12 protein-coding genes are annotated in these 13,790 nt (G+C 43.9%); 1 reads left to right on the top strand and 11 read right to left on the bottom strand.

Annotation, left to right across the window (positions count from 1 at the left end; all coding sequences use genetic code 11):
• Positions 1 to 38: 38 nt before the first annotated feature.
• Both H2C83_RS09430 and H2C83_RS09425 read right to left on the bottom strand, forming a co-directional pair.
• On the bottom strand, positions 39 to 344 hold the full coding sequence (locus H2C83_RS09430; protein WP_181740066.1) for a DUF4870 domain-containing protein: 306 nt from the start codon (positions 342 to 344) through the stop codon (positions 39 to 41).
• A 5-nt stretch (positions 345 to 349) separates the two neighbouring features.
• Positions 350 to 565, bottom strand: a complete 216-nt coding sequence (locus H2C83_RS09425) for a hypothetical protein (RefSeq protein WP_181740064.1) — start codon at positions 563 to 565, stop codon at positions 350 to 352.
• Between the two features lie 139 nt (positions 566 to 704).
• On the opposite strand from H2C83_RS09425, the gene H2C83_RS09420 reads away from it, so the two are divergent.
• Positions 705 to 1,184, top strand: coding sequence for a spore coat protein (locus tag H2C83_RS09420; RefSeq protein WP_246333833.1), 480 nt, complete (start codon positions 705 to 707; stop codon positions 1,182 to 1,184).
• Positions 1,185 to 1,384: 200 nt separating this feature from the next.
• Here the strand turns inward: H2C83_RS09420 and H2C83_RS09415 are convergent, their stop codons facing one another.
• The 9 genes from H2C83_RS09415 to hutI all read right to left on the bottom strand — a co-directional run bounded on the left by H2C83_RS09415 (position 1,385) and on the right by hutI (position 13,773).
• On the bottom strand, positions 1,385 to 3,748 hold the full coding sequence (locus H2C83_RS09415; RefSeq protein WP_181740060.1) for a glycoside hydrolase family 3 N-terminal domain-containing protein: 2,364 nt from the start codon (positions 3,746 to 3,748) through the stop codon (positions 1,385 to 1,387).
• 28 nt (positions 3,749 to 3,776) lie between these two features.
• Entirely contained in the window at positions 3,777 to 3,968 is a 192-nt protein-coding gene (locus tag H2C83_RS17380; protein WP_220184095.1) for a hypothetical protein, read from the bottom strand.
• A 645-nt stretch (positions 3,969 to 4,613) separates the two neighbouring features.
• Positions 4,614 to 5,000, bottom strand: a complete 387-nt coding sequence (locus H2C83_RS09410) for a carboxymuconolactone decarboxylase family protein (protein WP_181740058.1) — start codon at positions 4,998 to 5,000, stop codon at positions 4,614 to 4,616.
• Positions 5,000 to 6,088 (bottom strand): NAD(P)H-dependent flavin oxidoreductase, encoded by a 1,089-nt coding sequence (locus H2C83_RS09405; RefSeq protein ID WP_181740056.1) that lies wholly within the window; start codon positions 6,086 to 6,088, stop codon positions 5,000 to 5,002. Before H2C83_RS09405 ends, H2C83_RS09410 begins: the two co-directional genes overlap by 1 nt.
• Positions 6,060 to 7,250: a YbfB/YjiJ family MFS transporter gene (locus tag H2C83_RS09400; protein WP_181740054.1), complete on the bottom strand. Its 1,191-nt coding sequence runs from the start codon at positions 7,248 to 7,250 to the stop codon at positions 6,060 to 6,062. The genes H2C83_RS09405 and H2C83_RS09400 overlap by 29 nt, the downstream gene beginning before the upstream one ends.
• A 143-nt stretch (positions 7,251 to 7,393) precedes the next feature.
• Entirely contained in the window at positions 7,394 to 9,334 is a 1,941-nt protein-coding gene (locus H2C83_RS09395; RefSeq protein ID WP_181740052.1) for an FAD/NAD(P)-binding protein, read from the bottom strand.
• Between the two features lie 763 nt (positions 9,335 to 10,097).
• Positions 10,098 to 10,556, bottom strand: coding sequence for a cupin domain-containing protein (locus H2C83_RS09390; protein WP_246333839.1), 459 nt, complete (start codon positions 10,554 to 10,556; stop codon positions 10,098 to 10,100).
• 616 nt (positions 10,557 to 11,172) lie between these two features.
• Positions 11,173 to 12,471, bottom strand: coding sequence for a YjiH family protein (locus H2C83_RS09385; RefSeq protein WP_181740048.1), 1,299 nt, complete (start codon positions 12,469 to 12,471; stop codon positions 11,173 to 11,175).
• A gap of 36 nt (positions 12,472 to 12,507) precedes the next feature.
• The gene (gene hutI / locus H2C83_RS09380) at positions 12,508 to 13,773 is read right to left on the bottom strand and encodes an imidazolonepropionase (protein ID WP_220184094.1); all 1,266 of its coding nucleotides are present in this window, start codon (positions 13,771 to 13,773) and stop codon (positions 12,508 to 12,510) included.
• Between the last annotated feature and the right edge of the window lie 17 nt (positions 13,774 to 13,790).

Genomic DNA, 13,790 nt, shown 5'->3' with positions numbered 1-13,790 from the left:
TCACATTCACGCACAAAAATCAAATTCGGTAAAGAAAGTCAGACCCATCTTCTGATAACCGGATAATTAAACGGGCGTTCCAGCAGCGCCCGTGCAATTCCCAACACCGGCGTAACAAAAGCAATTACCCCAAAAACAATCACAAACGGAATCCCGATCAGTACCCAGGCAAAAACAGAAGAAATCCAAATCAGGGAGGCCATTACAATATGAAATATCATTGCTTGCAAAGAGAGCCGTTTCAATTCACGATCGCTGGCCAAGAGATACACTAGAACCGGAACCAGGATCGGAGCAAACCAGATGCTGGCATGGGTCAATATTTTGATCCATTTTGTATCCATTCCTTTCACCTCCTAATTCGTCGAATCCAGTTTTTGACCGGTTTTTTCTTCTGAACACCTTCCAATATATGAACCAGCCACCGAATATTATTAGCAGTGTTCCCATGTGATTTGGCCTGGTTTTTGCATTCCTTCCCCTGATGGAACGGATGACGCAACTTGATACTTTGTGAGCCAATCTGCAAATTTCGCAACGTATTAATCATACCATTATTTGGCATGACAATGTTGGTTTCCCGTTAAGAAATTTCCACCTTTCCATTAATATCAACCACGTTTCCCCTTGATTCATGAAATCGTCACCGTTTTCTGCCGTTGGGAATAAAATGGCTCACAAATAACATTATGGGAGGAATGAAAATGAACCGCCGCCATCTAGCCTGGCATGAAACACTGGATATGCATGAACTGGTGGCTTTTCAGGCCAACGGTCTGTTTATGCTCAAGAAAACAATCCGGCAAATCCGGGACCCAAAACTGAGAGAATTGTACGCCTTTTCCATCCGATCCCTCGAAGAAAACCTGAAGGAACTGCTCCGGTTTTATCCGAGTACCCCCAAGGTTAAGGAATACAACCGTCCCGACGAAACGGCGTTTTATGCCGGCAATTTGCTGGGGATGGCCAAAACAGCCGTCCGCAGTTATGCAATAGCCATTACCGAAACCGCAACTCCATCCTTGAGGGAAGTGCTGACAAAACAATTGGTAAAAGCCATCAAATGGCACGGGATGATTTATTATTACATGTATGAAAGAAGTTACTATCCATCCTATGACTTGACCCGGCTTCTTGCCAATGATTACAGAAACGCCACGAATGCCATCCAAATGCCTTACTAGAGGATAAAAAAAAGCTATGCTATTTTATAATAGCATAGCAATATGAGCTTGCTGGCATTAGTTGGTGGAAGCGATTATTAGAATCAAGATAAAGCGGGCAGAACCGCAAGGCAAACGTTGCCGATGCGCCCTGCCCGTTTATTATACACGGCAGAGCAAATAATCACTTTCCGTTATATGATTTTCTGCTGTAATTGATTTTACCTGGAGCGATCAGGAACAAGTTCGTCAATCTCAACAACAGGTTTCATCACATCATTGACTTTTTCAACAATGATTTCCTTGTCCACTGTAAAGTTGAGGGTATGTTTTATATCCTTGGAAGATGCTCCGATATAAACGGTATATTTACCCGGTTCCACAACCCATGCCGAACGGTTTTCATCAAAAGAAGCAAGGGATTTTGCGTCAAGAGTAAATGTTAACGTTTGTTTTTCATTCTTGCCAAGTTCCCTGGTTTTACCAAAGGCTCTCAATTCCTTGACCGGTTTGTGCATGGTTTTGCCAGGTGCCCCTACATAAACCTGAACAACTTCCTTACCCGCCACTTTACTGGTATTTTTAATATCTATGCTTACCTTTATGGAATCATCGAATTTTTTTGCGCTCAGTTTGGGATGGCTGTAATGGAAATCCGAATAGTTCATCCCATAACCAAATTCATAGGATACCGGGACGTTGAAGGTATCAAAATACCGATAACCTACATAGATACCTTCGTTATAAGTTACGCGGCTTTCTCCAAACGTTGTTGAGGGAACATAGGAATAACCATTTTTTGCAACACCTTTTACATCGATCGGGAACGTTGTCGATAACTTGCCTGATGGATTTTCTTTTCCGGTCAATACCGCTGCAATCGGTTTACCCAGAACCGTACCATTTTCCCAGGAAAGCAGAATGGCATCGGCTTTATCCTTCCAGCTTTCCATTTCAATGGGTCCCCCTGTGCTGAGTACTACGATAAAGGGTTTTTTTGCTTTGCGACACAACGCGGAAGCAGTCTCAATCAGGTATTGTTCGGCATCGCTAAGATAATAAGCACCCTTTTCGGCCGCAACATCAACACCTTCCGATGAGCCTCTGCGAATCGTCATGATGACGCTGTCTGATTTATTTACAATATCTTTGGCCAACTGTTCTTTTGTCGGCTTCATTTCCTTATATGCAGGATCGCCGCCAAATCCGCCGACTGGAAGGATGCTGTCTACCTGCGGATAATTGTTTTCTGTCGCATCAATAACCGTTGCCCCTGTATCCCGAAGAGCCCGGGCCAGATGTACCAGTTTTGAGGTATCTACATTTACATTGCCGCTGCCAGCACCACCACGTACCAGATTGTTGGTGGCATTGCCAATGGTTCCAATGGTTCCGCCGGTTAATGGAAGGACTTCTTTGCCCTTAACTTTTTCATTTTTGAGAAGCACCATTCCCTCAATGGCTGTATTAAAGGCAGCCTGTTCGCTTTCTTCAGCATATTTGTTGTGATCCGTGCTCGGTTTAACTCCATCAAAGGCGGGTGTCTTCAGGATGTATTGAAGAACTCTGGTCACTGCGGCATCAATTTCTTCCATGGTCAAAAAGCCTGCCTGATAACCGGCTATAATCTGATCCGCATTGCCAGCGGGCATACTGAGATCCATCCCGGCCTTTACCATGGAGGAATAGGTATTATTTCCAGGCTGTTCTTTCCAGTAAGAAGCATTTCCCTGACCGCCCCAGTCCGTCATAAAGATACCGTCAAACCCCCACTCTTCGCGGGCAATCTTTTGTAAAAGCTCGGGGTTTTGTGAAGGGCTTGTACCATTTATCTGATTGTAAGCTGTCATGATCGCCCAGGGACTGGCTTCTTTTACGGCAATCTCAAAACCTTTCAGATAAATTTCGCGAAGGGCTCTCTGGCTTACGTTGGTAGGCAAATTGTGACGCGATTTTTCCTGGTTATTGGCTGCAAAGTGCTTGATGGTTGTACCTACACCCTTGGATTGGATCCCTTTTATTTCAGCTGCAGATGATTTCCCCGACAGCAATGGATCTTCGGAATAGTATTCGAAGTTCCGTCCGTTAAGCGGATGTCTGTGAATATTCATGCCGGGTGCGAGTAAAAGATCAGCTCCAAAATAATACAACTCTTTTCCAAAAGCCTCACCCATTTTGCTTAACAAATCCAGATTCCAGGTTGATGCCCTGGCTGAAGCATTTGGAAACTGGGTCGCGTATCTGGTCAGCGGAGTCCCGTCTGGAGCTGTCCCTCCCGGAAGCGGATCAATCCGAACCCCAGCCGGTCCATCTGGGAGGGATGTCGCGGGTATGCCATATTTCTCATATAGATCACCCAATGTACTGCCAGCTGCACCCTTTAATTTTTGCGAATCCCGGTCCCCTGCAAGGAGAGCAGCCTTTTCCTCCAATGTCATCACTTCAAGCAGTTTGGGGATAGATGATTCATCTTCCAAATAGACATCTTTGTCATCGGCAAAACTGAAAGGAACACGAGGAAACAACATGATAACCATCGCCATCGTCATCATCAGGGACAAGACCCGTATGTGTTTGCGGAGCATGGCTTATCCTTCCTTTTCGTATTTTTTCTCACGCTGGATTCTCACTGGATTCTGGCAAATCATGCCGATAAACTGCGCCTTTTCCCAGGAGCGAAAATAGTTTCCTCATTTTAGACTCATTTATTGAACCATAAATTTCAAACTCATAGATTCTTGCAGGAATGTCACTGATATTGGTTGCCTTGTATTGAGCATGACATAGGGGCAGTAACCAATCCATGATTCTGAGGTGATATTGTCGGTATTGCCGGTGCAGTTGATTTTTATTTAAAGCCGGGAAAGCGCTTGCATTTATATTATAAATCTAATATATTAAAAATGCAATAAAATATACAAAAATAAAATGAAAAATCGTGTACGATTTCACTTTCAAAACCGGCCTGAAAGCTGTTATTATAATTATCTCCTTGTACTGTTTCTTTTCATATCTTATATATAATCTTATATAAAATAAAATAAAAAACTAACAATTTTTTGTTGTGCATGTCACGGATCAGTTTAAATGAAGTTAATCAAATCTGAATGTAAAATTAAACTTTCTTTCTAAAAACTATTTTTTGATTCTTTATACACTATAGCGTCTATCAATTTGACTTTTTGGCAATATGGCTGACCCGAATCCGATCTTTCCGGTGAGACTGGCAATGGTACAGGTCCCCTTCTTTTTAAGCAAACTGACGTTCGGCATCCGATTAAAAAAACGTTAAGCCACTTTCTGGTGAACAACAAGAAATGTTAGAAAGTATGCAGAAAAAATTGAGAAATGACTTGAATCCAAAGTGAACTCAAGTCATTTCCTGATTTACCGGACAAATGACACCAGAACCAGACGAACCTTTCATATCCCGATGCATGAAATGGTAAGCTAACTTTTCGAATCGGAGTCCCGCATAACTTCCTCAGCTATTTTAAAACTGTCCAACGCAGCCGGAATACCACAATAAACTGCCGTCTGCAATAATACTTCCCGTATTTCTTCTGCTTTTACTCCATTTCGTAAAGCCCCTTCCATATGGAGCCTGAGTTCGTTTGGCCGGTTGAGAGACGTCATGATTGCCAAATTGATCATGCTTCGCACTCGATGTTCCAAACCGGGTCTGCTCCAGATTTCCCCCCAGACAAAGCGGGTGATAAACTCTTGCAAAGGCCGGCTAAAATCATCGGTTGCTGTTTCAAAGGAAGAAGATACATACTGGTCTCCCAGAACTTTCCGACGGATGGAAAGTCCAGTTTCAAATGTACGGTCGCTCATTATAACCCTCCACGATCAGAAAATTTTCCAATTAGTTGATCAACTTGCTCAATTGTTTTTTTCATCAAATCCTCAGCAGATTCCAAACGGCTGAGAGAGGAAGCTTGCCCTCCCCACAAGGACATGTACTCTGGATTTCCTTGTATGGCAGCATATTTTCGCATATTTTTGGTTATTTCATTTTGGACGGGATACGGAGGGATCGAACCGGGATAATGTTCCATCTCCCGAATAAAGGTATTTTTAATCCCACGGGCCGGCCGTCCGGAAAAAGCAGCAGTGATCACCGTGCTCTCATCATTGCTCTCAATCAACGCCTTTTTGTGTTGTTCATGAGCATTACTTTCCAAGGTTGTCAGGAAAGCTGAACCCATTTGTACCCCTGCGGCTCCGAGTGACAAACTTGCCAGTATGCCTCTTCCGTCCATGATCCCTCCGGAAGCAATCACCGGAATGTTTATGTGATCTACCATTTGTGGCACGAGGGCAATCAATCCGATATATGGAAAATCGGAAGAGGATTGAAACGTTCCCCGATGGCCACCGGCTTCACATCCCTGGGCAACAACAGCATCTACTCCGCTTTTCTCCAGTTCGATGGCTTCTTTTACGGTGGTGGCTGTCCCAATTACAATTGTCTGATTGGAATGCATTTCCTCTATGACAGATGAATCAGGAATCCCGAAGGTAAAACTGAAAATGGGAACTTTTTCTTCCAAAACGACATTTACTTGATCGTCAAAGCTAAAGGAAGGATCAACCGAAGAGGAAATGGTGGGTGCTTTGACTACCTTTTCAAATTTTCTCAAGTATTCCTTCATCTGCTGTTTAGCCGAAAAATCATACTCGCAGGGCTGGGGAACCATTAAATTGACCGCAAATGGCCGATCGGTCAGTTTTCGAATATCACGGATCGCCTGACGCATGGCAACCGGAGAGAGGTAGCCAGCCCCCAGTGTTCCTAACCCACCACTATTCGAGACAGCCGCCACCAGCTCCGGGCTGGTTACTCCTCCCGCCATACCGGCTTGAATGACAGGATAAGATATTTTTAACATTTCAGTTAATTTTGTCCGATACCAAGTCATGAGAATACCTCCTTTTTCGTTCCATATACTGCAAGAGACCAATGATAAAAATAAAGGTGACTCCCAACAACAAAATCCCGGTAGCTCCTACCAACGACAAAGCATAACTATGCGTTTTTTCAGCCAAAATTCCTGCTCCGATGGGGCCCAGTATTTGTCCGATTCCGTACACCGCCGTTAAATAACCGATAACCTGGCTGCTTTGTTTGGGATACATATTTCGACCCATAGAGGTCACAAGCGTGGTAATCCCCATAAATGTACCTCCGAAAAGAAAAGCTCCTGCATAAATCCCCGCTTCATTCGTTTCAATTACGGGAAGCAAAACACCAACAGCTTGTAATATATAGGCAAGAATTAAGGTGATGGAATATCCCCAATACTTGACGATCCACGCCCAGATAATGCAAGATGGGATGGCTGCAAGGCCCGCCACAATCCAGCTTATTGTGGGATGATGCGCCAACGTCGGAATATCGGCAGCAATGGCCACAAGAAACGTTCCGGTTACGATATAACCCAACCCTTCGCACCCATAGGCTGCCATTAACCAACACAGTTGCTTTTTATCAGTATGAGTTATTTTTCGGGGAGAGGTCTCTGCTGTTGAGGACTGATTTGGCAAATCCGTTTCTCTCAGACCAAAAAACGAAGGCAGCCCGATCAACAGGCTGAAAATCATTAAACCGAACCAAGCCCCATCCCAATCCAGCCATTGAACCAGATAAGGGACAAACAATCCGCTAAAAAATATCCCCCATCCAACTCCACCATAGAAAAAACCTGCCCAGCTCATCCGCCGGTATTTAGCCAATTGATCCAGCACAATGCCGGAAGCGAGTACCAATACCATGGCGCTGGAGATTCCCGACAAAAAACGCCATAACCACCAAAGCCATTCATCAGCAGTGCTTCCCATCAATCCGGTGGTCAAAATATTGGCAAAAAGACCGATCTGGCAGAAAAGGGTTCGTTTATTTCCCCAACGTATGGCTCCGGTAAATACAGCTCCCAGCAAATATCCCAAATAGTTACTGGATGCCAGGTAACCCGCCATGGTTTCTGAGAATTGCTGACTCTGTTGCATATAGGGGAGAAGAGGAGTATAAGCAAAACGTCCGATCCCCATGGCGATTAACAGGGCAACCATTCCCGAAAACACAGTGAATATCAGTTTTTTTTTTGCACGTTTTAGCACCTCAACAGGAAAAATTACAATAAAAAATCTTCGCCCTATATCGAATTATGAGATATGTCTGTCAAAGGATATGCCTATCCGACAAGGCAGAGAAAGAAAACCAGAATCTATATCCGACTCAAGTCTTTGATTTGCTTGCTTCCCGTATCAGAAGTAATTCCGAGCACGGCCCTTGCGATTGCATCTGAATCAGTGAGCAAAACCGAATTGACACCTGGCCGGATGCCTATTCCGGTGACCCAATGGACTCCTTCGGTCGGAACACCAAACGCAAAGCGGCGGGGATGTACGGTACCGTTTCGGTTTATTAACCGGTTTGGTGGCGTGGTAACAGCTAAACCACCAGTTTCGTAGCCAGAACCGTCCGGATTGGTGATAACGTAAGGACGGCATTGTTCTGTTTGCATCAAGTGAGTCAGTAGCGGATTGGCAGAACGATTCAGATTGATGTCAGGCATACGTGCCTCAATAAGAACAGCAGCTTCAACCTCGCTGTCATTGATTCGCGGAGAATAGGCACGAAAACGGGCGGAACTGATGAGTGGTTCTACCTTCAGGTCTGGTCCGAGCACATCCAGAATTCCAGCCTCAATCAGGGCGATCATCTGCTCAATTCGAGAAGCTGGTGGACCAATGGAAAGGAAAGCGTTGAGGGGCGTGAACCAGTTTTGCAGGTCATCCCGGTACGATTCACCACTTAATCTCCCATGGTCTACAATAATACGCATCTCGTTACGCAAGTCTCGCAAGGCATCAAGTGCTGCTTTCAATGGACCCGAAATATTGCCTTTTTGAGCCTCGGACAGATCCCGGTACAGATATTCAATCAGCCAAACGCGGAATTCCTCCTGACTATTGAAGGACATATTCCCATATGGCAGGGTCAATCGTTCCCAACTCCATCGATCGGCACGACTTATTCCAAACTCGTCCAGCAGTTGCTTTTCTTTTTCGCTTCCCCAAGGCTCTTTGAGATAACGTTCCTGAAACAACAACGCCCGATACTTGCATGATGTTGTATGGATCAGTGTAGAGTAATATAATGTTTCGACCTCTTTTGCCAGCAACGGCCATACCTCTGAGCGAAAATGGATTTTCTCGCCACGAGTTGCCCGATCAAGAAATTTACTGATTACTTCAGGGGTCAGTATAAGTGGCTGATGTCGTCCAAATGGCCCTTTCTCGTTTTCAGCACGAGCATGATAGGGGATTCCGCGTCGGGAACCGGCAACCATTCTTGGCTCTTGCCCGGATGCCTCATACACCAGGCGCCCTTGTTGACGGACAAACCGACCTCCACGACCTATCGTTAATAATGCCATATAATCAAAAAAATTCAACCCTAACCCCCGCAGGATAACCGCTTCGTCTGCTTTTACCTGATTTAAGTCGGCATCTGCCGGATTGGCTGGTGGGACATAACACAGGCCGTTCTCATTCGCAAAATCGAACAGGCGCTTTTCCTCCCCGGAAAGAGTTGCAGAAGTGTGTCCCAACGCCAGCACGACAGCATCCACGAGCAAAGGTTCTGATTCATTCTCAAGTGAGATCACCTGTTGTCCATCGTTCCCGTCATCCAAAGCGACAGCCTGAGACTGATGGTATTGGACGTTGACATTGCCTGGAAGATTGCGGAGCACTTGCCGATATACCCATTCCAGATAATAACCATAAAGAACACGGGAGGGATAGGAATTCGGTTGTATTTTGCGCGCTTCTTCCAGTATTGCATCACTGTAATTTTCAAAATCAACAAGCGTAATAAACCGTGCCCATTCGTAAAGGCTTGGACCGGGAACATGAGGTCCCGCACAGTCGACACTGGCATCTGTAAACATGGTAATCTGTGACGCGATCGTATTTGCCAGCAGACACCGGGATTGGCCGGTTCTCCATACACTGCCTGAACCAGGCAGGTGAGGATCCACAAGATGAATTTCAATGTCCTGACCTTGAAACTCGGCAACGTTGGCACACAGACGTTCCAAAACCGAAAGTCCACGAGGGCCCATTCCAATGATGGCAATCCTTAAGCAATGGCCTGGCATCTGAATCGCTCCTTTTTGATTACAATCGGTATATTTTCATACCGTACTGACAAGTTACTTCCCTGGAGATTGTTGGTGACGTCGTCCAATTTTTCTCACAACAGGTAAAGCAGATTTGCAAGTATTCATACCAATTCAACTAACCGGAGCGGTTCGGAACCCCATACATCCTCCCCCTTCCTTTGCCAAATTTGTTTAGTATAATTATATTTTCAAATCGCTTTGTTCGCAATTATACTATAATAAATTATTATTTTTTTATTATAATTTTTTTGTAAATAATAATGCATTATTCAATCAATTATAAAACAACTTTATAATCAGCCTTCTAAAGGTTAGTAAAAAATCTTTGTAATAAAGCGTAAAACCGGTTCAGGTACCGATGCAAACCACGTTTTGATATTCATCATGGTCGAGCCTGGAAAAGAAGGTTTTTTTCACACATCCAGAAAAAAGGGTAACCCCTTCATCATTGAACCAAAAAAACCAGAGCAATCCCCTGGTTTTTTAACCATCTTTTATTGGTATTGGCCATTATATTTTTCATAACAAATTCCACCGAATATTAATAATCCCTTCGAGATCTAGAAAATTTTTGCTTAAAGTAATTTTCCCCTGTTATATGCCAGACATGATAAATTTTCTGATTTACCTGTCAAAATAAAGAGTCCAAACCCTGATCTGCAACAACAATCCACTCCTCTTTATTTCCCAACCATTAATTTGGAATGATGTAATAATTCAATGAAAAACACCGGGGTTTTCAATACGGATTGGAATTTCCTTTCATCGCATCTGCCTTCGTGTTATGAACAGTACCGAAAGGATGCTCAGGCGGTGCATAAATTGTATAAAGCTTTAACGGCTTATTGCCTGTATTGATTAAATTGTGCCATTTGCCGGCAGGTACCATGATCGCATAATTATCATAAACTTCAGCTTTAAAGTCCAATTGATCTTTCCTGTCACCCATTTGTACCAATCCTTGCCCTTCTTCAATACGCAGGAATTGATCAACGTCAGGATGAATTTCCAAACCGATATCATCTCCAACATCGATCTTCATCAACGTCACTTGCAAATGTTCTCCTGTCCATATAGCAGTACGAAATGTATGATTCTGTTTAGCAGCCTGTTTTATATTTACAACAAATGGTTTTTTACCATAATCTTTTAATGGAATCCTGCGACGTCTTCTTGTCATCTCGTCCGGGTAATGCATCGGGAAGTAATAAGGATATGGATACATATTGAACATATAGTACATTCGGCTCATTCCCTTCCTGGTAAAAAATTGCCCTAACCCCCGGGATCAGCTGAATTCCCCAAATCTCCAGGGCCCAATCGGCTGATTTATCATATGATAAGAGCTGAATAAATGTACCAATTAAATGAAACTTTGTTTTTCTCATTTAAAAAACTCCGTCCATATAGATACAGAGTTTCTTACAGATCTGTTAAACTGTAGCAAAAATATTAAGCATCCTTTCCCCAAAACTTCCGGTTCAGACTGCGGTACTGAATCGCTTCGGCGATATGACCGTCCACCCCGGGCACCTCGATATGGATGATTTGCTTCGGCAAGGGTGTGAGTTCCTTCCTGGAGCGGTATATTACACCTGATGCGGTGCAGGTACAGCTGCGGACTTCCTCATAACAATGTTTTCATACTCAGTATGGGGACCGAAAGCCGCCTGCACACGTATGCAGATGATGTTCCCTGTTGCTTTCCAATTTCCTGTATATCTGCCAAATCACTATAAAACCGGACAGAAGTCGCTTTCATAACGAGGCGACTTCTGTATTGTGTAAAGAAACACTGATTGACAGCGCATTAATCAGAATATCAGATGCAAGATTGGCATTGCAATAAGTATGGACAGTATCACACGTTCAATCCAAATGATGATATAGTCTTTTATCGTAAGAGGAATAGCCGTTCCCATTATACAAGGTATCGATGCGGAGAAGAACAAAATCTCCGAAACACTGACGATCCCCACCATGAAACGGGTGATAACCGGCGTGTCAACAACAAACGCTGCTGGAAGCATCATTTCAGCAATACTGGTCGACACGGCTTTCGCCGAAAGCAAAGCATCCGGTGTTTGTGTCAGCACTGTGAAAGGGTAGAAAATATATCCAATAACTGAGAATACTGGCGTATATTCTGCTATGATTAGTCCCAGCATGCCGATTGCCAGGATGGACGGTGCAATATTGAGCGACATCCTGAATCCATTAATAAAGTTGTCGAAAACCACCTTCCCGACACCCGGTGCAGCATGGAAAGCTTCCATTCCCTCAGACAGTGCACGGCTTAGTGTTATCGGTTTCTGCTTTTCTACGCATCTTGGAGTTCCATCAACATACTTGTCCGGCATCTTGCTGAGTGGATATATTCTTGCGGTGATTGCCGTAACAATGAATGTGATCACTGCTGTTAAAGTGAAATACAAAAGCCAATGATTCATTATTCCCAAAGCATTTGCAACAATCACCATAAAAGTTGCTGAAACTGTTGAAAAACCGGTAGCAATAATAGTTGCCTCTTTTGCAGTATATTTCTTCCCCAGATAAACACGGTTCGTGATCAGAAGTGCCAATGAATAGCTGCCGACAAACGATGCAACTGCATCTACAGCCGAACGTCCCGGCGTTTTCCAGATTGGACGCATTACCTTTTCCAACAACACTCCAAAAAACTCCATCAGACCAAAGTTTGTTATAAATGCAAGGAAAATAGAACCAACCGGTACAATCGTCGCAACAGGAACCATAATCTTATCCCATATAAATGGAAGCATGTCATCTTCCATGAAGCGATCAGGGCCATTTCCAGTAAGATACATCGTCATGAAGATGATGCCTGTTAATTTCAATATAAAAAATACTTTAGAAGACGTCGTTTTTTTCCATGTGCCTGAGAAAAAGGAGTATGCAATTCCCCCCAGGAAAATGGATACACCAAAAACTGTGAAGTAGTTTGGAATTTTCTTGATAACATTGACCATGTGATCCAGTGGTATACTATTCACCCCATTCATTGTAACGGGCACAAAAAACATGAAAATACCAAGCGCCGCAAACATGATAAACTTTACCAGGACCGCAGCGGTATAATTTTTTGTATTCATATGAAGTCCTTTCCTGTAATCGACGCTTGAAAATTCTCAAGGGCCAATTTTTCTGGTATATTCGAGATTTCCTTTGATAAACACACTCTCGACAAGATTCATGGCGAAATGATACGCCAGATGTTTATAGGACGGTGCATCAAGAATAATGACATCGGCGTCTTTTCCTGTATCCAGGCTTCCTGTCACATCCGCCAGGTCAAGAGCAGCAGCACCATTTAAAGTTAACGCCGTAATCGTCTCTTCAATCGTCATTTTCATCTCAATGGTGGCCAATGCGATGATCAGAGGAATGCTTTGGCTGTAACAGCTGCCCGGATTCATATCCGATGCCAAAGCCACAGGAAGTCCTGCGTCAATCATCCGACGTGCCGGTGCATATTTCTCCCTCAAGCTGAACGCTGTATTTGGTAAAAGTGTCGCTACCGTCCCTGACTCTTTCAGTTTTTGAATTCCATTATCCGATATATTTAACAAATGATCGACGCTGACAGTCTTTAATTCAGCAGCCAGTTCGGCTCCACCATAGGGCACCATTTCATCAGCATGCATCTTGAGCTGAAATCCCATTTCTACAGCTTTGTGCAACAAACGTCTGGTTTGCTTGTGGTCAAAGACCCCCACTTCTGTGAAAATATCGCAAAACTTCGCCTTTCCCCTGACCGATGGCAAACCCTCTTTAATTAAAAAGTCAATATATTGATCTGGAGATCCCGCAAATTCAGGAGCCAATTCGTGTGCACCCATATATGTTCTGACGATGTGAATCGGGTGTGTCTGGTTTAACTTCTCCATGACATCGAGTTGCTTTAATTCGGTTTCCAAATCCAGACCATAGCCGCTTTTTCCTTCGACCGTTGTGATGCCCATCATCAGCATTTGCTGAAGACGTTTGTAGCCTGAATCGTACAGTTCCTCGAAACTTGCTTTGCGGGTTGAAGATACAGTCCGCCGAATCCCGCCTTCCTCCATCAATTCCGAGTATTTCACGCCCTGAAGCCGTAACACATATTCATCATCCCGATAACCACCGAAGACAAAATGCGTGTGAGAATCGATGAATCCTGGCATCACAACCTTGTTGCCAGCATCGACAAGAAGATAGCACTCCGATGTAATTCCCTGATCCAGTAACCAGTTTTGAACTTCTTCAGTGGTACCTACGTCCATTATTTTTCCATCCGCAAGATAGAGGGCGCCATTTGAAATAACGCCAACATCCTGCATTTCTTCGCCACACTTTCCGGCAAAACCTGATACTGTGACGAGTTCCTTCGCGTTGACAATTAAATAGTTTGACATATGCTCCAGCTCCCAAT

It is taken from the genome of Thermoactinomyces mirandus, assembly GCF_013868055.1.
Lineage (GTDB): Bacteria > Bacillota > Bacilli > Thermoactinomycetales > Thermoactinomycetaceae > Thermoactinomyces > Thermoactinomyces mirandus.
This window is presented reverse-complemented; position numbering and strand designations above follow the sequence as displayed.